Annotated in this window: 19 protein-coding genes; 11 read left to right on the top strand and 8 right to left on the bottom strand. The window is 65.6% G+C overall.

Going from position 1 to position 18,644, the window contains the following annotated elements:
• Nucleotides 1–81: 81 nt before the first annotated feature.
• The 3 genes from U8330_RS02630 to U8330_RS02620 all read right to left on the bottom strand — a co-directional run bounded on the left by U8330_RS02630 (nucleotide 82) and on the right by U8330_RS02620 (nucleotide 3,041).
• Entirely contained in the window at nucleotides 82–882 is an 801-nt protein-coding gene (locus U8330_RS02630; protein ID WP_323103609.1) for an inositol monophosphatase family protein, read from the bottom strand.
• A gap of 201 nt (nucleotides 883–1,083) precedes the next feature.
• Entirely contained in the window at nucleotides 1,084–2,250 is a 1,167-nt protein-coding gene (locus U8330_RS02625) for a tetratricopeptide repeat protein (protein ID WP_416236896.1), read from the bottom strand.
• Between the two features lie 137 nt (nucleotides 2,251–2,387).
• Nucleotides 2,388–3,041: a thiamine phosphate synthase gene (locus U8330_RS02620; protein WP_323103607.1), complete on the bottom strand. Its 654-nt coding sequence runs from the start codon at nucleotides 3,039–3,041 to the stop codon at nucleotides 2,388–2,390.
• A 256-nt stretch (nucleotides 3,042–3,297) separates the two neighbouring features.
• Between U8330_RS02620 and U8330_RS02615 the strand changes: the two genes are divergently transcribed.
• Nucleotides 3,298–3,558: a metalloregulator ArsR/SmtB family transcription factor gene (locus tag U8330_RS02615; RefSeq protein ID WP_323103606.1), complete on the top strand. Its 261-nt coding sequence runs from the start codon at nucleotides 3,298–3,300 to the stop codon at nucleotides 3,556–3,558.
• A gap of 708 nt (nucleotides 3,559–4,266) precedes the next feature.
• On the opposite strand, the gene U8330_RS02610 is transcribed toward U8330_RS02615, so the two are convergent.
• Nucleotides 4,267–4,440, bottom strand: coding sequence for a YdcH family protein (locus tag U8330_RS02610; RefSeq protein WP_323103605.1), 174 nt, complete (start codon nucleotides 4,438–4,440; stop codon nucleotides 4,267–4,269).
• A gap of 304 nt (nucleotides 4,441–4,744) precedes the next feature.
• On the opposite strand from U8330_RS02610, the gene U8330_RS02605 reads away from it, so the two are divergent.
• From U8330_RS02605 to U8330_RS02580, 6 genes are all read left to right on the top strand, one after another.
• Nucleotides 4,745–4,948 (top strand): YdcH family protein, encoded by a 204-nt coding sequence (locus tag U8330_RS02605; protein ID WP_323103604.1) that lies wholly within the window; start codon nucleotides 4,745–4,747, stop codon nucleotides 4,946–4,948.
• A gap of 122 nt (nucleotides 4,949–5,070) precedes the next feature.
• Nucleotides 5,071–5,571 carry a 5-(carboxyamino)imidazole ribonucleotide mutase gene (gene purE / locus U8330_RS02600; RefSeq protein ID WP_416236803.1) on the top strand — a complete coding sequence of 167 codons (501 nt, stop codon included), beginning with the start codon at nucleotides 5,071–5,073 and terminating at the stop codon, nucleotides 5,569–5,571.
• Complete coding sequence (locus U8330_RS02595; RefSeq protein WP_323103603.1) at nucleotides 5,568–6,617, top strand: 5-(carboxyamino)imidazole ribonucleotide synthase; 1,050 nt, start codon at nucleotides 5,568–5,570, stop codon at nucleotides 6,615–6,617. Before purE ends, U8330_RS02595 begins: the two co-directional genes overlap by 4 nt.
• 180 nt (nucleotides 6,618–6,797) lie before the next feature.
• Nucleotides 6,798–6,923, top strand: a complete 126-nt coding sequence (gene ykgO / locus U8330_RS02590) for a type B 50S ribosomal protein L36 (protein ID WP_034855034.1) — start codon at nucleotides 6,798–6,800, stop codon at nucleotides 6,921–6,923.
• A 94-nt stretch (nucleotides 6,924–7,017) separates the two neighbouring features.
• Complete coding sequence (locus tag U8330_RS02585) at nucleotides 7,018–7,638, top strand: tetratricopeptide repeat protein (protein WP_323103602.1); 621 nt, start codon at nucleotides 7,018–7,020, stop codon at nucleotides 7,636–7,638.
• A 145-nt stretch (nucleotides 7,639–7,783) separates the two neighbouring features.
• Nucleotides 7,784–8,788 (top strand): alpha/beta hydrolase, encoded by a 1,005-nt coding sequence (locus U8330_RS02580; protein WP_323103601.1) that lies wholly within the window; start codon nucleotides 7,784–7,786, stop codon nucleotides 8,786–8,788.
• A 68-nt stretch (nucleotides 8,789–8,856) separates the two neighbouring features.
• Here U8330_RS02580 and pyk read toward each other — a convergent pair whose 3' ends face one another.
• The gene (gene pyk / locus U8330_RS02575; protein WP_323103600.1) at nucleotides 8,857–10,296 is read right to left on the bottom strand and encodes a pyruvate kinase; all 1,440 of its coding nucleotides are present in this window, start codon (nucleotides 10,294–10,296) and stop codon (nucleotides 8,857–8,859) included.
• A complete protein-coding gene (locus tag U8330_RS02570) occupies nucleotides 10,296–10,742 on the bottom strand; it encodes a DUF1036 domain-containing protein (protein WP_323107113.1) in 447 nt (148 codons plus the stop codon). The genes pyk and U8330_RS02570 overlap by 1 nt, the downstream gene beginning before the upstream one ends.
• Nucleotides 10,743–10,963: 221 nt before the next feature.
• Here U8330_RS02570 and U8330_RS02565 point away from each other — a divergent pair, with 221 nt between their 5' ends.
• The 3 genes from U8330_RS02565 (at nucleotide 10,964) to U8330_RS02555 (ending at nucleotide 12,644) form a co-directional block, all read left to right on the top strand.
• Nucleotides 10,964–11,773 carry an N-formylglutamate amidohydrolase gene (locus tag U8330_RS02565; RefSeq protein WP_323107112.1) on the top strand — a complete coding sequence of 270 codons (810 nt, stop codon included), beginning with the start codon at nucleotides 10,964–10,966 and terminating at the stop codon, nucleotides 11,771–11,773.
• A 168-nt stretch (nucleotides 11,774–11,941) separates the two neighbouring features.
• Nucleotides 11,942–12,247 carry a DUF1244 domain-containing protein gene (locus U8330_RS02560; RefSeq protein ID WP_323103599.1) on the top strand — a complete coding sequence of 102 codons (306 nt, stop codon included), beginning with the start codon at nucleotides 11,942–11,944 and terminating at the stop codon, nucleotides 12,245–12,247.
• Nucleotides 12,248–12,380: 133 nt separating this feature from the next.
• Nucleotides 12,381–12,644, top strand: a complete 264-nt coding sequence (locus U8330_RS02555; protein WP_323103598.1) for a DUF2312 domain-containing protein — start codon at nucleotides 12,381–12,383, stop codon at nucleotides 12,642–12,644.
• 93 nt (nucleotides 12,645–12,737) lie between these two features.
• Here the strand turns inward: U8330_RS02555 and U8330_RS02550 are convergent, their stop codons facing one another.
• Nucleotides 12,738–14,765: a DUF882 domain-containing protein gene (locus U8330_RS02550; RefSeq protein WP_416236802.1), complete on the bottom strand. Its 2,028-nt coding sequence runs from the start codon at nucleotides 14,763–14,765 to the stop codon at nucleotides 12,738–12,740.
• 200 nt (nucleotides 14,766–14,965) lie between these two features.
• A complete protein-coding gene (locus U8330_RS02545) occupies nucleotides 14,966–16,489 on the bottom strand; it encodes a sigma-54 dependent transcriptional regulator (protein WP_323103597.1) in 1,524 nt (507 codons plus the stop codon).
• Between the two features lie 215 nt (nucleotides 16,490–16,704).
• On the opposite strand from U8330_RS02545, the gene U8330_RS02540 reads away from it, so the two are divergent.
• Nucleotides 16,705–18,573: a M3 family oligoendopeptidase gene (locus tag U8330_RS02540; protein ID WP_416236801.1), complete on the top strand. Its 1,869-nt coding sequence runs from the start codon at nucleotides 16,705–16,707 to the stop codon at nucleotides 18,571–18,573.
• Nucleotides 18,574–18,644 lie beyond the last annotated feature (71 nt).

Genomic DNA, 18,644 nt, shown 5'->3' with positions numbered 1-18,644 from the left:
GCGTGGAGCGACGACCGCCGGCTGTGGCCGGCAGGCGTCACCTTCAGGAGGCGGAGGATGTCAGCGGTTAGGAAAGGCGGATCAGCGGGTCGGCACGGGGCGGTGCAGGACCTCCTGCAGCGCCTTGCGAATATGCTCGTTGCCGGCGATGATCGAGCCATCTTCCAGCGGCTTGTTGCCGCCGTCGATATCGGCGATCCAGCCGCCGGATTCGCGAATGAGCAGAATGCCGGCCGCCATGTTCCAGGCTTCGAGATCGCGCTCCCAGAAGCCGTCATAGCGCCCGCCGGCGACATAGGCGAGATCGAGCGCCGGGGAGCCGGACCGGCGAACGCCGGCCACTTCGCCCATGACATGGCGCAGCTCGACCAGATAGCGGCCGTGATGCCCCTGCCCCAGATGCGGCGAGCCGGCGCCAATGACGGCATCGGCCAGCGAGCGCCGCGCCGCGACACGCAGGCGGCGATCGTTCAGGAAGGCGCCGCCGCCACGCTCGGCGGTGTAGAGTTCGTCGGTCGCAGGATTGAGGATGACCGCATTGACGATCTCGCCTTGGCGCTCGAGCGCGACGGAGATCGCGAAATGCGGGATGCCATGCTGGAAATTGACGAAACCGTCCAGCGGATCGACGATCCAGCGATGCGAGCCGTCCGTGCCCTCGACCTCCTCCGCGCCGTTGCCGACATAGCCGTAGGTGGGGCGCGCCTTCATGAGCTCCTCGCGGATCACCTTCTCGGCCTTGCGCTGGGCCTGGGCCACGAAATCGCCCGGGCCTTTCATCGAGACCTGGAGGTTCTGCACCTCGCCGAAATCGCGCGCCAGCGCCTTGCCCGCCTTGAAGGCGGCCTGAACCATGACGTTAAGAAGAGCGGAACGGGCCATCTCGGATTCCTGTCGAAAAAGGCCGACCCCGTGGAACGGCGCTGCTGGATGTCACAAAACGGTCGGCGCGGCGGAAAGCTCCGCTGAGAAACGCGGCCGACAAACAGCGTCTCGCCGCATCGGCGGCAAGCCTGAGCGCGCTTCAAGACCACAAACTCCGGGCAAATTCAAGGGTTGGTAACCAGAAGCCTCTGCAAGCCCCTAGCCGCGCATGGCGCGGAAGAGATTGGCCGCGGCGCGCGCCGCCCGCTGCTGGTCCTCGCCGATGCCGAGATAGAAGTCCTCCAGCGCCGCATCCTTCAGCCCCGCGCGGCGGGACAGCACATACCATTTCGCGGCCTCGACCGGATTGGGCCGGGTGCCGATGGCATTGATATAGAGATGGGCGAGCTTGTTCTGCGCCACCACATTGCCGGCATTGGCGGCGATCAGCATCCAGCGGAAGCCCTGCTCGAGATTGCGCGGGCCGGCGATCCCCTCGACCATCCAGATACCGGCATCGAGCTGGGCCGTATCGAACCCGGCGCTCGCCGCCCGCACCAGCCAGTCGCGCGCCCGCGCCCGCTTCTCCTCCGGAATGCCGTCGACATTCAGATAGATCTGCGAGATCGCATATTGCGCATCGGCAATGCCCTGAATGGCGGCATTCTCGTAATAGGGCAGCGCTGCCTTGAGCCCGGCCGGGCCCGGCTTGTCGATGGTGAGCAGCTGCGCATAGTTGAACTGGGCCGAGGCATTGCCGAGATCGGCTGCCTTGCGCATCAGCTCTTCCGAGCGCGCCTTGTCACGCGGCACCTGCCGGCCTTCCATGAGAAGGATGGCGTATTTGAACATGGCAGCCGGGTCGCCGGCATTGGCGGCCTGGCCATACCAGAAGGCCGCATCCTTGTCGTTGCGGGCGACACCGAGCCCCTGGGCAAAGATTTCCGCGACGAGCGTCTGCGCGGCACGGTCGCCGAGCTGCGCCCGCGGCAGGGCGAGATCGAGCGCAGTCAGGTAATAGCCACGCTGGTAGGCGCCATAGGCCTCGTCCGGCTTGCCGGTAAAGGGCTTTTCGGCCGGGAGGGCGGGCAGTTCCGCGCCCATCCGGTCGAGCACGTTGACGCCGCCGGAAGGCGAAAGACCGTCGGACGCGACCGGCTTGGCAGGGCCGGGTTTTTCCAGCGTCGGCACCGCGCCATCGGGAAGAACGGCTCCGTTGAACGGCGTGATGCGCCCGCGCTTCGGCAGAACATCCTCGTCCGGATCGACGGCTGCATTCGGCATGTCGGCACCATCCGGCGCCGCGCCGGGCGCCGCCGCCGCATCCTCGGCCGGAGCGTTGGACTGGTCCGCATCACCCTCGTTCAGCGCGGAACCGGGCGGCATGGGCACGACGCCGGGCAGCCCCTCCTGCGCCAGGCCCGCCGGAGCACCGCCGAGCAGACCCGCCGCTCCCAAAAGGAGAAGCGCCGCAAGGCGAAGACGGACGGGGGACAGGGCGGGATCGTGGCGCATCGCCGCTCTTAAGCTTCAAACCGTGGCGCTTTTTCGTCCAACAGCGCGTTGACGGCGGCAACGACCTGGGCGGCGTTTTCCGGCACGTCGAAGACGGCGTGCGAGAGCGCCACGAACTCCGCACCGCTTTCGGCCACCGTCAGCGCCGAGGCCGGGTCCGCCCCGCCCATGACGATGCAGGGAATCTCGATCATCGCCGCCCACCATTCGCCGAGGGCGACATTCTTCGGATGCGCTTCCGGCTTGATGTCGCCATCGAGCTTTCCGAAGAAGATATAGTCGGGCTTGGCCTCGCCGATCTCCAGCGCATGGTGGCGATCCGCGGCATTGCCGCCGCCGACGATCAGCTTGGGCGTGAAGCGCTCCACCGCCTCGGCCACGGCGGCATGATCTCCGGTAATATGGAGACCATCAGCCTTGGCTCGCCCGGCGGTGCGGGTATCGCCCGCAATCAGGGCCGCCGCGCCGGCTGCCTGGATCACCGGCACCAGCGCTTCGGCATGTTTCTGAAAGGTCTGATCGTCGAGCCCGTATTGCGGCAGGATGACGGAGGCGACATCGCCGCCGCGCAGCGCATCTTCCGTCACGCGCCGGCGCGCCGCAAGATCATCGCCCTCCGGCAGGATCAGGACCAAACGGCAACGATCATCGGTCAGGCTCATGCATTCTCTCCGCAGCATCGGCTTCACGTCACGCACCCGGCGAAACGATGGTCGAGCGTTACTCCGTCCGACGGCGCGGATCAACTCGGGCACCGCAGCGGATTGCCACCGCTGCGGGTGCGAACGGGGTTTGGCAGGCGGGAAACCGCGTGCCGCCTAAGTGCGCGGAGATTTAAATAAGGAAAGGCGCAAAAAAACTTTCCTTGCGCCGCACAAAGCTCTTGCGAACGAAACCCCTTTCTCATAGGTTTCTAATATGTCTACCACTGACCCATTCGAAGCAATTTCTGATCCGAACCGCCGCTACCTGCTGGAAGAGCTTCGCCGTGCCCCGCGCACGGTGAACGAACTGGCAGAAGGGCTCCCGATCAGCCGTCCAGCCGTCTCTCAGCACCTGAAGGCGCTGCTGGAATCGAACCTCGTGTCGGTCTCCCCGAGCGGCACGAAACGCATCTACGCCATCAACAAGCCAGGGTTCGACAAGGTCAATCTCTGGCTGGACCAGTTCTGGTCCTAGGCGATCATCTCCATAGCCCCGGCGCCGTCAACGCCGGGCTTCGTTCGCGCCTGCAGCATCTTCTCGGAGATGCGGTATCGTGCGTGCGAAGTTTCAACTTACGTAAGTAGGAGATGTCGCTTGCGGCCTCGCGGCGGGCAGACGAGAGCGGACAGTCCGATCTCCGAGCGCAACCGCCGGCACTGATTCGCCCAATCTACGGGCTCTCTGGCCGGCTGCAGGGCGCGCGGGTGGAGTGGGGAATGGCGGGGATTTCCCTCGGGAGCCTGCGCCACACCCTGGATCCGGGCGGTCTCTCGTCAACCCGGTTTCTCCACTCGTGTGAGGCGGCTCTACCGCCGCTGCATGGCTCGTGCTCGCTCTCATGCTGTCCGCTTCGCCTGGCCGCACCTCGACACTCCGATGGAGCGGGTTGATCTATTGACGGGGTTGGCTTTCTCGCTTGGCCGAAGGTGGGCCGGCTTTACGGTCTCGGCCGACCGCTTTCCCGTCGCGCCCGATGCGAAGACCAGGGCCGAAAACGAAACTGCCCGCCGCGGCAGAGCCGACGGCGGGCAGAAGAGGGGAGCGGGCGGTGAAAGCGGCCAGAGGCGTGTCACGCTACGCCTGTTACGCGGTCCGCAAAACGGTGGCTTGCCGGCTTCTCGTCCGGGCGCCTGTTGTTTCACGCCTCTCCCTTGGCTGTATCATTGCCACTCAATGTCAGACTCAATGATGCGTGGAGCGGATCTTGGCGATCTCATCCTTCAAGCGCAGCTTCCGCCGCTTGATATCGGCAATCATCGTGTCATCCGTGGATGGCTGCAGAAGCGCGGAATGCAGCTCCTGCTCCAGAACACCGTGTTTTTTCTCAAGCGTTGCGAGATGAGCCTCAATGTTCATGTGGCAGTCCCTTCCTCTTGCTTGCACCCGGTCGCGAACGCCGGGTGTTCCAGGTTCTAACCCTGAAAGTGTGCCACGCGTTCGGTGATTTGTCGAAGGTGAATTCGCGCTTAGGGGTAACTTCCCGTTACCGCCGGATCTGTGCTAGAGGAGGCGCCGCCGCTACGCGAGGCCAAGGCTTACAGGGGCTTGCGGCCGCTTCGCCTTGCGCAGGCGGGTGGTCCCGGCTAGGGATCACGCAGGGTGCACATTTTTGAGAGCGCGGCGGCTGCGGCCGCGCCGGGGCCGACAGGAACGCACGGGCATGCCAGATCAGGATCAGGCCGAACTCAGACTGAGCGTGGCGCGGCTGCGCCAGGAGCATGAGGATTACGACGTCGCCATCAACGCGATGATCCAGATCGGCTGCGACGCCCTGCGCATTCAGCGCATGAAAAAGAAGAAGCTGGCGATCAAGGACAAGATCACCAAGATCGAAGACCAGATCATTCCCGACATCATCGCCTGAAGCGGCGCGGCCAGACCGGCGCGTGGCGATCGCTGCCGCTGACCCGTTCCTTCCCAGCCTTTGCATGACCCGGGCAGCCTGGCGGATCACCGCCCCCGGGCAAGTTCGAGAGGAGCCGACCCTTGAGCCAGACGCGCGCCCCGCAGGTGGCCATCATCATGGGCAGTCAGTCCGATTGGGAAACCATGAAGAACGCTGCCGATATGCTCGAGGCGCTCGGCGTCGACTACGAGGCGCGGATCGTCTCCGCCCATCGCACACCGGAACGCCTGTTCGATTTTGCCCGCGGCGCGCGGGACGCGGGCTTCAAGGTCATCATTGCCGGTGCCGGCGGCGCGGCGCATCTGCCCGGCATGGCGGCCGCCATGACGCCGCTCCCGGTTTTCGGCGTGCCGGTCCAGTCCAAGGCGCTTTCCGGCCAGGACAGCCTGCTCTCCATCGTCCAGATGCCGGCGGGCATACCGGTCGGCACGCTGGCAATCGGCCGGGCCGGCGCCATCAATGCCGCGCTCCTCGCCGCCGCGGTGCTCGCGCTCTCCGACCCCGACCTCGCCGACCGGCTGGATATCTGGCGCGAGGAACAGAGCGCCGCCGTTGCCGAATTTCCGGTCGATGCGTCATGAAAACCATCGGCATCATCGGGGGCGGCCAGCTTGGCCGCATGCTTGCCATGGCCGCCGCGCGGCTCAACCTGCGCACCGTCATTCTGGAGCCGCAGGCGGATTGCCCCGCCGCCCAGACCGCCACGCGCCAGATCGTCGGCGCCTATGACGACGACCAGGCGCTCGACGCGCTGGCTGCAGCCTGCGATCTCGTGACCTATGAATTCGAGAACGTGCCCGTGGCCGCCGCCGCGCGCCTTGCCCGCAGCCTGCCCGTCTTCCCGCCGCCGAAGGCGCTGGAAGTGGCCCAGGACCGCGTGACCGAAAAGCGTTTCCTGAATGCCTGCGGCCTGGAAACCGCCCGCTTTCACGCCGTCGACAGTCTTGCCGATCTCAAGGCCGCGCTGGCCGCATTCGGCGGCCAAGGCGTGCTCAAGACCCGCCGCCTCGGCTATGATGGCAAGGGGCAGCATGTGTTCCGCGACGACGCGGATGATCCGGCGGCCGTCTATGCCGCTCTTGGCGCCGTGCCGCTGATCCTCGAAAGCTTCGTCCGGTTCGAGCGGGAAATCTCGATCATCGCGGCGCGCGGGCAGGATGGCAGCGTTCTCTGCTTCGATCCCGCGGAAAATGTCCACCGCAACGGCATCCTTGCCACCTCAACCGTCCCCGCCGCCCTGCCGGCCGACCTCGCCGAGAGCGCCCGCGCGGCGGCGACGGCGATCGTCGATGCGCTCGACTATGTTGGCGTCATCGGAGTGGAGTTCTTCGCTACCTCCGACGGCGGGCTCGCCGTCAACGAGATCGCGCCGCGGGTGCACAATTCCGGCCACTGGACGGAAGCAGCCTGTGTCGTCTCGCAATTCGAACAGCACATGCGCGCCGTGGCCGGCCTGCCGCTGGGCGACCCTTCGCGCCATTCGGACTGCATCATGCACAATCTGATCGGCGACGAGATCGACCAGGTCCCGGCTTGGCTGGCGAAACCGCGCACGCTCGTCCACCTCTATGGCAAGGCCGAAGCGCGGCCGGGCCGCAAGATGGGCCATGTGACGACGCTGCGCTGACCTCCTGTCAAGCGGGCGAACCGGTGAATTCCGGGCGTCCAAGGTTGACAGGAAAGAGGCGTCGCGCTATTGGCCTGCCACCCTTAAAGCGCGCTTGGGTTTTTGGAAAACCTGATGGCGCGCTTTCGATTGTTAGAGACCCGTGCGACCCTCAACTCGCCGAAACTGCGGACTAGACCCATGAAGATCAAGAATTCGCTCAAGTCGCTGAAGGCCCGTCACCGCGAAAACCGCCTGGTTCGCCGCAAGGGTCGCGTTTACATCATCAACAAGCTGAACCCGCGCTTCAAGGCCCGCCAGGGCTGAGGATCGGTGGCGCTCGCCCGGTTCGTTCTTCGGCAGACCGGTTGATGCCTCGATTTTGATTGGACGTTCGGCCATGGCGGGATAGGTTCCCGCCATGGCCGTTTTGTTGATCCGAACGCTGATTCTCGCCGCCGCCCTCGTGGCCGGCCCCGTGGCCGCGCAGCAAGGCACGCCGCCTCCCACCACGCCACAGGCTGCGCCACCCGCCGCCATGCCTGCACCGCCGCCCACGCACGCCGAGAAGCTCGACACGCTGTTTGCAGCGCTGAAACGCCAGCGCGATGCCGACAAGGCGCGTGAGATCGCTGATGCGATTCGCAGCGAATGGCAGGTTTCGGGCAGCGCCTCCGTCGATCTCCTGATGCAATGGGCCGCCAAGGCCGTCGCCGCCAGCAAGCAGCCAAGTGCGCTTGATCTCTACGACCAGGTGATCGCGCTCGACCCGACCTATGTCGAGGGCTGGAACCAGCGTGCGACACTGCATTACCAGATGGGCAATTACCGAAAGTCGATGTCCGACATCAACCAGGTGCTGGCGCTGGAGCCTCGCCACTTCGGGGCGCTGGCCGGCATGGCGGCGATCCTTTCCGCCTCCGGTGAGGATGCGTTGGCCCTCAAGGCCTGGGAGCGGTTCCTGGCGGTCTATCCGGCCGAACGCAAGGCGCAGGAGCAGCTGGGCGAGATCGAGGAGAAGCTGGCGGGCAACCGCACCTGACACCCCTCGCCCGTCCCGCTCTCCCTTGTTATCTGAACCATCGTCTCGCGCGATGCGTAGGGAGTTGGCCGCAACCTCGCGGCCTATCCTCTCGAGCCTGGTTCCCGTGCCCTTCCCTTCCCGATTTCGCCCCTTGGGTCGCCTCATGCTTTTCGTTCTCACCGGCTTCCTGGCCGCCCTTCTCGCCGCCTTCGGTTTCAGCACCTATCAGGCCTCGGCTTTCGAGCGGGAGAACGTCAATCGGGGCGAACTCATCGATGTCGGCGGTTTTCGGATGAACAGCGTGCATGTGCCGCGCCCGGCCGGCGCCGACCTGCCGCCGCTCGTCTTCATCCACGGCGCCAGTGCCAACCTGAACGATCCGATGACCGCCTTTCGCGCCAAGCTCGAAGGCCGCGCGGAAATGCTGTTTCTCGATCGGCCCGGGCTCGGCTACTCCGAGCGCGGCGGCCCTCGCAACGCCTTTCCCGATGGCCAAGCCAACGCGATTGCCGCCCTGATGACGAAGCGCGGCATCGACAAAGCGATCATCGTCGCACATTCCTTCGGCGGCGCGATCGCGGCCAGTTTCGCTCTGGAGCACAAGGAGCGGGTCGCCGGCCTCGTCTTTCTCTCGCCAGCCACGCATCCCTGGCCCGGCGGCATCGACTGGTACTATTCGGTGGCGCGCATTCCGCTGATCGGCGATCTCTTCGCGACGCTGGTTGCGCCGCCGGTGGGCCTTGCGCTGGTCGACACGGCGACCCGCAGTGTCTTCGCGCCCAATCATCGGCCGGACAACTACATTGCTGCCGCGCAGATCCGCCTCGCGCTGCGCCCGCGCCAGTTCCAGAACAATGCGATCGATATCGCCAATCTGCTCGACTATGTGAAACGCGTTTCGCCGCGCTACACGGAGATCAAAGCGCCGACCGTGATCATCACCGGCGACCGCGACAAGATCGTTCTCCCCGAGATCCACTCCAGGGGCCTTGCACGCGATATTGCCGGGAGCCGGCTTGTGACCGTGCATAACCTCGGCCACAAGCCGGATTATATCGTCACCGACCTGGCGATAGCCGCCATCGAAACTGTTGCCGGACAGCCCCGCGATCTCGACGCAATCGCCCGTGCCGACGAAGCACGGATTGCCAAAGACAACGAGAACTGAGAGCGCCAACGAAAACGCCGCCCCTGTTCAGGAGCGGCGCTATGGAGATCAGGACACAGGCACGGGGCTCAGACGCCGCTCATGCCGTCCTGGCCGATATAGGCGATGCGCAGCATGTTGGTCGCGCCGGGCGTGCCGAGCGGCACACCGGCCGAGATGATGATGCGGTCGCCCGGCTTGCCGAAGCCCTCCGCGGCCACGATACGGCAGGCGCGGTTGACCATGTCGTCGAGATCGGTCGCGTCGGAGGTGACGACGCAGTGCGTGCCCCAGACGACCGAGAGACGACGAGCCGTCTGGATGACCGGCGACAGCGCCAGGATCGGCACCTGCGGCCGCTCGCGCGCGGTGCGCAGACCGGTGTTGCCGGAGGCCGTGTAGCAAACGATGGCCGAGAGACGCAGCGTTTCGGCGATCTGATGGGCAGCCAGCGAGATCGCATCGGCGCCGGTGGCTTCCGGCGGCGTGCGCTGGGCATAGATGATGCCCGGATAATGCGGATCGGTTTCCACCTTGCTGGCGATCGAGGCCATGGTCGAAACCGCTTCGACCGGGTAGTCGCCGGAGGCGGATTCGGCCGAGAGCATGACCGCATCGGCGCCTTCGAAGACGGCGGTCGCAACGTCGGAAACTTCGGCGCGGGTGGGCACCGGCGCGGAGATCATCGATTCCAGCATCTGGGTGGCAACGACCACCGGCTTGCCGGCGCGGCGGCAGGCGCGGATCAACTGCTTCTGCAGGCCGGGCACGGCCTCGAGCGGCATTTCCACCCCAAGGTCGCCACGCGCGACCATCAACGCGTCGGAGAGTTCGATGATCTCGTCGATCCGTTCGATCGCCTGTGGCTTTTCGATCTTGGACATGAGCCCGACCCGGCCGCGGGAAACCTTGCGCACTTCCGACAGATCTTCCGGACGCTGGATGAAGGAGAGCGCCACCCAGTCGACCTCGTCCGTTTCCAGAACGGCGTCGAGATCGGCACGGTCCTTCTCGGTCAGCGCACCGACGCCGAGCAGCGTATCGGGCAGGCTGACGCCCTTGCGGTCGGAAATCTTGGTGCCGGAGACGACGGTGCAGACGATCTTCGTGCCGTCCGAACTTTCGGCGCGCAGATGCAGCTTGCCGTCATCGATCAGCAGGCGATGGCCGGCCTTGACCGATTCGAGAATTTCCGGATGGGGCAGGAAGACGCGGGTGTTGTCGCCGGGCGCCTCGTTGTTGTCGAGCGTGAAGGTCTGGCCGGGGGTCAGCTCCACCTTGCCTTCGGCAAACTTGCCGACGCGCAGCTTCGGGCCCTGAAGGTCGGCCAGGATGCCGATCGGACGACCGCAGCGCTCTTCCACCGCGCGGATGCGCTTGATCAGCGTGCGCATGACATCATGGCTGGCATGGCTCATATTGATCCGGAAGAGATCGGCGCCCGCCTCGTGCAGCTTCTGGATCATGTGCTCCTCGCTCGACGCTGGTCCGAGCGTCGCGAGGATCTTGGCTTTTCGATTCCGTCTCATCAGTTCTGGCCTTCTTGAGTCCCGGGCGTATCCGAGAGCTGAACCATCCAGCTCCCCTGACGTCCCGTGTCATATTCCTTGAAGCCAATCCGCTGGAAACCGCGTGCGAAACAGTCTTGCACGCCGGTGATCTTGAACTCGTTCTCCGCCACGCACATGTTGACATTGCCCGTCCAGCGTCCGCCGCGGGCCGCATCCTCTGCGTAGAGATAGTAGTAGCGTGATTCCAACTCGCCCTCGATCAGGGTCGCGCAGGTCGTTGCAGGCACCTGCCACCACCCTTCGGTGATCCAGCCTTCCTTGGCCCGATAGCCGATCGCCACGCCGACGAGATTCTGCGTGCCGTTGCAGACACGGAATTCCGCATGCGCTTCGCTGGGGAGGAAAAGCGGTGCGGCCAGGGAGAGCGAAAAGAACGCCACCACGCCTAGAAACGATCGACGCATGTTCGACGAGGGGAAGGAGTGTCGAGACACGGTTTCCAATGGAGCTCCATTGCGTTTGTCGAGGCACTTTCTTGCGACTTCGTGCCCGGAAAGTCAACGCGGGAGAGAGAGCCCATGTCCGGCTTTTTCTCGACGAAATTGCTGGCTGGGCTCAATGACTTGCGAAGGACGCGCCGGCGTGGCATTCCGCAGCGGCGAAGAGGGAGGGACAGCGCGTGACCCTGGCGGCCAACGAAGCCTTCGAGATCATCGACGGCGCCTATGATCGCGGGCTTCTGCTGCTCGGCGATCACGCCACTGCGCTGCTGCCGCCCGACTATGGCGACCTCGGCCTGCCGCCCGCCGCCTTTGCCCGCCACATCGCCTATGACATCGGCATCGAACCGCTGCTGCGCGCCCTTGCGGCGCGGCTGAAGGTGCCGGCAGTCATGAGCCGCTTTTCGCGCCTGCTGATCGACCCGAACCGCGGCGAGGACGATCCGACGCTGATCATGCGCATTTCCGACGGTGCGATCATCCCCGCGAACCATCCGATGTCGGCCGAAGAGCGCGAGCGCCGGCTGGCTCGCTTCCATCGGCCCTATCACCAGGCGGTCGGCGCTGCGATCGCACGCACGGCGGAGGCTTCCGGCAAGGCGCCGCTGCTTCTCTCGCTGCACTCCTTCACGCCGCATTGGAAGGGCGTGCCACGCCCGTGGGAGGTCACCGTTCTCTGGGACGGCGACGACCGGGCAATGCGCCCGCTGCTCGCGGCGCTTGCCGAAGACGGCACGCTGACCGTGGCCGACAACGAACCCTATGACGGCGCGCTGCGCGGCGACACCCTCTACCGCCACGGCATGCGCCCGGGCCTGGCGCATGCGCTGATCGAGATCCGCCAGGACCAGATCGGCGATGAAGCCGGTGTTGCCGCCTGGGCGGATCGGCTGGCTCCGATCTTCGAAAGCCTCAATGCTCGAGAGGCGTTGCATGTCCCTCTGCAGCACCCTTCGCGAACTGGGCCCTATGACGAAGAAAGCATCAGTTCGTGACAACCGGATCGCCTGACATTCGCATTCTCGCGCAGTCCGGATACAAACCCGCTGAGGCACGTTTGCTGGACATGCTCCATCTTGGCCTTGCCGCAGTCCGCACGCAAAACCGCTGACACGGTTGTGCCGGATATGCTCTCACCGCGCATCGTGACGAAAGGACAGACCATGCTCGACCTGACAGAAACCGAGAAGCGCGACCTCGAAGCCGCGGCCTTCCGCAGGCTGCTCGCCCATCTCTCCACCCGCAGCGATGTGCAGAACATCGACCTGATGAACCTCGCGGGCTTCTGCCGGAACTGCCTGTCGAACTGGTTGCGGGAAGCGGCGGAAGAAGCCGGCCTGCCGATGAGCAAGGAGGAATCGCGCGAGCGCATCTATGGCATGCCCTACGAGACCTGGCGCGATCAGCATCAGCGCGAGGCGACGGCGGAGCAGCAGGCGAGCTTTTCCGCCCGCCGCCCGCACGACTGAGCCGCGCCGCACGCCGCACCGCGACCGCAATCGCTGCGCGGCGAAGGCCGCGATGTCGCTTTGCCCCTTGACCTCGCCGACGCTTCACGGCAGGTGACGCCCACCGAAGGATCCCCCACACAAGGAGCACCCCATGTCAGATGCCCACGGCGTCGCACGCGACCAGCTTCGCTCGTTCATCGAACGCATCGAGCGCCTGGAGGAGGAAAAGAAGACGATCGCCGACGACATCAAGGATGTCTATGGCGAGGCGAAGTCCACCGGCTTCGACACCAAAATCCTGAAAAAGGTCATCCAGATCCGCAAGCAGGACAAGGACGAGCGCATGGAACAGGAAGCCATCCTCGACACCTACCTCGCCGCCCTCGGCATGATCGACCTGCCGGACGAGGAATAGGCGCCTCAGGAGATACGAAAAAGCCCGGTTTCGGCCGGGCTTTTTTGTGTCTGGCAAACCGATCGGCGAGACCGGATCGGGTGTGTCTTCGCCTCAGTTGCTGAAGCGGGTGACTTCCATGAAGTTGACGGCGGTGCCGGAGAAGCGGGCGGTGTCGACGTTGGTCGGGGCGTTGGTGAAGCCGGCGGAGTAGACTGTGGTCGGCGAAGCGCGCAGCGCAGGGCTGACGAAGCGCGGCGCCTTGACGGGCCGGGAGAGCTGCGCCATGCGGCCGGTGGTCAGGGCCCATTCGGCGATGATCTTCTGCGTCAGCTTCGGGGCCGTGCGCTTGGACAGGCGCTGGGCGGCATCGGCCTGCTGCTTCTTCGGCCGGCCGGCCTTGGGTGCTTCCGGCGGCAGGTCGAAGGTGCTGCGGAAGATATCCCGCTTGCCTTCCATCGGATCCGGAGCATAGGCCGCCATCTCAACAGGCTGGCTGGTCGGTGCGGCAAGGGCTGCCTTGGCACGGGCCTCGCCCGAGGAGCTGACAGGCGGCGCGGCACTGGCGAGCGCACGGGTCTGGGCCGGGCTGAGCGCGGCGATCTCGCTCGAGGGCGGGGCTGTCGGCGCGGTCGTTGCGGTGGTGATGGCTTCGGCGGGGCGGGCGGCGAAGACCGGCGTTGCCTTGGCCACGGCCAAGGGCTCCGCGCCGGCATCGGCCATAGCGACGGCGGCTGGCGCGGCAGCGCCCGGCTCTGGCGTGGCACCCTCTTCCGGACGCGCCACCTCGGCGGCAGCGACGGCGGCGAGCGCCTCCGCACCGGCAGGACGGAGAGCCGGAACCGGAACGAAGGCGAGCGCCTCGCCCTCTTCGGCCGCCTCCGCGGCATCGGCAAGCGCCGCACCGGCCTGCAGCTCGGTCACGCGGGCCTGCGGCACCGGAACCTTGTAGCTGCCGAGATCGGCGAATTCTTCCTGGCCTGCGGCCTGCTCCGCGGTTTGCGGCGCGGCGGCGGCCAGCGCATCCTGCGCGGCGTTCTTCGGCGGAGCCACCAAAGCGGTCTGCACGCCGCTGTCGGCGGGGAGGTCCTGGAAGGCCGGGCGCACCAGCGGCACCGGCGCCTTCACCGTTTCTTCTGCGGCGGCAACCACCGTTTCGCGGGCCGGCGCTTCCTCGGCGCCCTCGACACCGGCGAGTACCGGGGTCTCGGCCGGAGGCGGCGTGGCCTTGCCGCGCCGTGCCGTGGCAGGCGCTTCGGAATCATCGCTGTCGGCACCGGCGGAGATCGCCGTTGCATCCTCGTCCTCGTCGCCACCGCCGAACAGCATGGCCATCAGGGTCTTGCCGGGGCGCTTGGTCGCCTTGTCGCCGGGGCCGCTATAGCCGCCGCCTGCCACCTGGATCGCCGAGGCGCCGACGCGCCGCTTGTAATCGGCCACAGCCTGCTCGTAGCCCGGAAGCGGCGACCCGTCGGAGGGCAGATGCATGGTCTTGCCGTCCGGGAACAGACGGACGAGCTCGCTGCGGCTCATGCGCGGCCAGGCGCGCACGCCGCCGACGTCCATATGCACGAAGGGCGAACCGGAGGTGGGATAATAGCCGACGCCGCCGACCTGGAACTTCATGCCGATCTCGCGCAGCGTCTTCAGCTTCACATCGGGCAGGTAGAAGTCCATCGCCTTGCCGAGCATGTGCTGGCTCTTCTTGGCGACACCCTTGGTGCGCGAGCGCAGCATGCCGTTGGTGGCCGGCGAACGATAGCCGGAGACCACGTGGATATAGTCGCGAGAGCCGGACTTCTGGTAGACTTCCCAGATGAGGTCGAGAAGGCGGGGATCCATCTTCGTCGGCTCGTTGCGGCGCCAGTCGCGCAGCATCATGTTGATCTGCTGCAGACCCTTCGGATCATATTTGCCGTTCCGCTTGAAGGTGATCTGCGCCTTTTCCTGCGTATGGATGAAGTAGATCTTCAACGTGCGGGTCTGGCCGGCAGCCTCGACCGGCGGCGCCATGCCGGGGGTCACCATGGATGCGGCGATGACGAAGGAGGTCAGCACGCGGGGCAGCTTTCCCCAGATGCGGCGAAGAGTGTTGCGCAAACCGGCATCGCGGTGCGTTTTCAGTCCTGAAAAAACTTGCAAACTCAATTCCCCGTCCGACGGACACCGCGCCTCTGGCTGTCCAATGACTGTCAAATGCGGTGACAGCATGACATTTATGCCACAGTCCTCACCAATCCTTATAATATAGTGAACGGATCACTAACAAGGTCTAAACGCCGGGGAACATTTGCGATGCTGCCGGCACGGGGTCGTGCCGGCCTGGAGCGCTCGAGAAACCCTCAAGCGGCTTCGGAGAAGGGATCGTCGGGGTTGATCCCGTAATCCTTGAGCTTGCGATAGAGCGTCGACCGGCCGATGCCGAGCTTGCGCGCCACCTGGCTCATCTGACCGCGATAGAATTTCAGCGCGAATCGGATGAGCTCCTCCTCCACCTCGGCGAGCTTGCGAACATTGCCGCCGGAGTCGACGCTGGCTATCGCGCCTTCCGGCGGCGTTTTTGCGGCGGCGGGGCGCGCAAGCGCGGCGGAAACCGTCTGTGCGGCGGGCGCGGCCCGCTGCTCCTCGCGCGGGGTGGCATCGGCAAGCATGGCAGGGCGTGGCCCGCCCACACCGACTTCCGGGTGGAGATTGGCAAGCTGCGGGAAGTCGGCAAGCGTCAGCTCGTCGCGATCGGCAAGGACAACGGCGCGGAAGATCGCGCTTTCCAGCTCGCGGATGTTGCCGGGCCAGTCATAGGCGGTGAGCAGCGCCATGGCGCCGGCATCGACGCTCATCGGCGAGCCGCGCCGCTGCTCGGCGGAGAAGCGGTGGACGAAGCTGCGCACCAGCAGCGGAATATCCTCCTTGCGCCGGCGCAAGGCGGGGATGGCGATCGGGAAGACGTTCAGGCGATAATAGAGATCCTCGCGGAAGCGGCCCTCGCGCACTTCGCCGATCAGGTCCTTGTTGGTCGCCGAAATCAGCCGGACATCGACCTTCTGCGGCACGCGTGCGCCCACCGTTTCGATTTCGCCCTGCTGGACCGCGCGCAGCAGCTTCACCTGGGCGGAAAGCGGCAGGTCTCCGATTTCGTCCAGGAACAGCGTGCCGCCATCGGCCTCGCTGAACTTGCCGATATGGCGCTCGGTGGCGCCGGTGAAGGCGCCCTTCTCGTGACCGAACAGGATGCTTTCGACCAGATTGGGCGGGATCGCGCCGCAATTGACGGTGATGAACGGCTTGCCGGCCCGGTCGCTGCCGCCCTGAATGGCGCGGGCGACCATTTCCTTGCCGACGCCCGATTCACCTTCGAGAACCACGGGAATGGTGGACTGGGCGGCGCGGCGTGCCAGATCGAGCACGCGAATCATCGCGCCGCTTGCCGACACGACATCGTCGAAACGCACCGGCTCGCCCCGCACCCGCCGCGCACTGACCGTGCGCTCGCCGCGCGGGCTTTGTTTCAGCGCATTGTCGAGCGCGACCGAAAGCCGCTCCGGGGAGACCGGCTTGATGACGAAATCGAAGGCGCCGGCCTGCATGGCGAGCACCACCGTTTCGATGCCGCCCTGCCCGGTCTGCACGATGATCGGCACCGAAATGCCGCGTTCGCGCACGGCGGCGAGAACGGCGTGACCATCCATTTCCGGCATCATCAGGTCGAGCAGCACGGCGTCGATATGCTTCTGCCGGGCGATCAGAAGTTCGAGCCCGGCCCGGCCGTTTTCGGCGGCGATCACCTGATGGCCCAGCCGTTCGACTGCGTGGATCAGAAGCCGGCGTTGCACCGGATCGTCATCGATCACGAGAATCTGGGATGGCATGCGGATCGCTCCCCCTGTTGCATCGAATTCCCCGGCAGAGGCACCGGTTCACGTCATTCCTGTCACAAAGGGCTGAAGAGGGTCTTTGGCGAAAGGCTTGCATTTTAACCAATGCGGACGTTACGGTCCCGGCTCCGCCAAAGCGGCAGGCATGGCGCGCCAATCTGGATCATCGCGCTCCCTCCCCGCCTGTCCCGGCCCATCCATCGACCGGAGTGATCGCCTTGACACCCACTTTCGCAACCCTGTCCGCTCCTCGCCTGCTCGCCGCCGCCGTTGCAGGGGCTGAACCCTCACCCTCGCTGGGCACGCTTCCCGAATGGCGGTTGGACGACCTTTATCCCGGCCCGCAGTCGGACGCGTTCAAGCAGGATCTCGCCCGCGCCGAAACGGAGTGCCTGGCCTTCGAGGCACGCTGGAAGGGCCAGCTGTCAGAGGCGGCAAGAAAGACGGGAGATGAAGGGCTCGGCGCGGCGATCGAGGCCTATGAGGCGCTCGAGGACCTGATGGGCAAGGTCGGGTCCTATGCCGGGCTCACCTATTATACCGACACGAGCAAGCCGGAGAACGGCAAGTTCTATGGCGATGTCCAGGCCAAGCTGACCGATCTGTGGAGCCATCTTCTGTTCTTCGGGCTGGAGATGAACCTGATCGAGGATGCCGCGCTCGAAACCGCGTTGACGCGCGATCCGCGCGCCGCCCATTACGAGCCCTGGGTCCGCGACCTGCGCAAGGAGAAGCCCTACCAGCTCGACGACAGGCTGGAGCAGCTGTTCCTCGAAAAGTCGATGACCGGGTCCGGCGCCTTCAATCGCTTGTTCGACGAAACCATGGCGGCGCTGCGTTTCTCCATCGATGGAGAGGAGGTGCCGCTGGAAGTGGCGCTGAGCCACCTGCAGGAGGCGGATCCGGATACGCGCCGCAAGGCGGCCGAGGCACTGTCCGCCACCTTCAAGGCCAATATCCGCACCTTCACGCTGATCACCAACACGCTGGCCAAGGACAAGGAGATCTCCGACCGCTGGCGTGGCTTTGCCGACATCGCCGACAGCCGGCATCTGGCAAACCGCGTCGAGCGGGAGGTGGTTGACGCGCTGGCCGCTGCGGTAAAGGCCGCCTATCCGCGCCTGTCGCACCGCTATTACGCGATGAAAGCGAAGTGGCTCGGCATGGAGCAGCTCAACTTCTGGGACCGCAACGCGCCGCTGCCGGAAACGGCGAACCGGGCGATCCCGTGGGACGAGGCGAAGAGCACCGTGCTGGAAGCCTATCGCGGCTTCGATCCGGAAATGGCGGCGATCGCCGGCCGCTTTTTCGATGGCGGCTGGATCGATGCGCCGGTGCGCCCGGGCAAGGCGCCGGGCGCCTTCGCCCATCCGACCGTGCCCTCCGCCCACCCCTATGTGCTGGTCAACTATATGGGCAAGCCGCGCGACGTGATGACGCTTGCCCATGAGCTCGGACATGGCGTGCACCAGGTGCTGGCCGGAGAACAGGGCGCGCTGATGGCCTCGACCCCGCTGACGCTGGCGGAGACCGCCTCGGTCTTCGGCGAAATGCTGACCTTCCGGGCGCTGCTCGCCAAGACGGCGGACCGGCGGGAGCGCAAGGCCATGCTGGCCCAGAAGGTGGAGGACATGATCAACACCGTCGTGCGCCAGATCGCCTTCTACGATTTCGAGCGGCGCCTGCACACGGCCCGCAAGGCGGGCGAGCTGACGGCCGACGATATCGGCGCGCTCTGGCTCGCCGTTCAGACGGAAAGCCTCGGCTCTGCGGTGAAAATCTCCGAGGGTTACGAGACCTATTGGAGCTATATCCCCCACTTCATCCACTCGCCCTTCTACGTCTATGCCTATGCCTTCGGCGACTGCCTGGTGAACTCGCTTTATGCTGTCTACGAAAAGGCCGAGCCGGGCTTCCAGCAGAAGTATTTCGCGCTCCTCAAGGCCGGCGGATCGCAGCATCACAGCACGCTGCTCGCCCCCTTCGGCCTCGACGCGACGGACCCGGCCTTCTGGGACAAGGGCCTGTCGATGATCGAGGGGCTGATCGACGAGCTCGAGGCACTCGACGCCGCCTGAGCGTCACTGCGTCGCGACAAAAGGCCGACAGGGTCGGAGACAGAAGGGCCAAGCCATCGTAGAAGGGGCAG

The organism is Rhizobium sp. CC-YZS058, assembly GCF_034720595.1.
Classification (GTDB): domain Bacteria; phylum Pseudomonadota; class Alphaproteobacteria; order Rhizobiales; family Rhizobiaceae; genus Ferranicluibacter.
Note: the sequence above shows the minus strand (reverse complement) of the source record. Positions and strands in the feature narration are given on the sequence as shown.

Coding starts and splice junctions, on each gene's coding strand:
- U8330_RS02585 (WP_323103602.1), top strand. CDS start 7,018: ATGGCCGTTTTGTTGATCCGAACGCTGATTCTCGCCGCCGCCCTCGTG.
- U8330_RS02610 (WP_323103605.1), bottom strand. CDS start 4,440: ATGAACATTGAGGCTCATCTCGCAACGCTTGAGAAAAAACACGGTGTT.
- U8330_RS02545 (WP_323103597.1), bottom strand. CDS start 16,489: ATGCCATCCCAGATTCTCGTGATCGATGACGATCCGGTGCAACGCCGG.
- U8330_RS02630 (WP_323103609.1), bottom strand. CDS start 882: ATGGCCCGTTCCGCTCTTCTTAACGTCATGGTTCAGGCCGCCTTCAAG.
- ykgO (WP_034855034.1), top strand. CDS start 6,798: ATGAAGATCAAGAATTCGCTCAAGTCGCTGAAGGCCCGTCACCGCGAA.
- U8330_RS02570 (WP_323107113.1), bottom strand. CDS start 10,742: ATGCGTCGATCGTTTCTAGGCGTGGTGGCGTTCTTTTCGCTCTCCCTG.
- U8330_RS02605 (WP_323103604.1), top strand. CDS start 4,745: ATGCCAGATCAGGATCAGGCCGAACTCAGACTGAGCGTGGCGCGGCTG.
- U8330_RS02555 (WP_323103598.1), top strand. CDS start 12,381: ATGTCAGATGCCCACGGCGTCGCACGCGACCAGCTTCGCTCGTTCATC.
- U8330_RS02595 (WP_323103603.1), top strand. CDS start 5,568: ATGAAAACCATCGGCATCATCGGGGGCGGCCAGCTTGGCCGCATGCTT.
- U8330_RS02625 (WP_416236896.1), bottom strand. CDS start 2,250: ATGCCGCCCGGTTCCGCGCTGAACGAGGGTGATGCGGACCAGTCCAAC.
- U8330_RS02620 (WP_323103607.1), bottom strand. CDS start 3,041: ATGAGCCTGACCGATGATCGTTGCCGTTTGGTCCTGATCCTGCCGGAG.
- pyk (WP_323103600.1), bottom strand. CDS start 10,296: ATGAGACGGAATCGAAAAGCCAAGATCCTCGCGACGCTCGGACCAGCG.
- U8330_RS02560 (WP_323103599.1), top strand. CDS start 11,942: ATGCTCGACCTGACAGAAACCGAGAAGCGCGACCTCGAAGCCGCGGCC.
- U8330_RS02615 (WP_323103606.1), top strand. CDS start 3,298: ATGTCTACCACTGACCCATTCGAAGCAATTTCTGATCCGAACCGCCGC.
- U8330_RS02580 (WP_323103601.1), top strand. CDS start 7,784: ATGCTTTTCGTTCTCACCGGCTTCCTGGCCGCCCTTCTCGCCGCCTTC.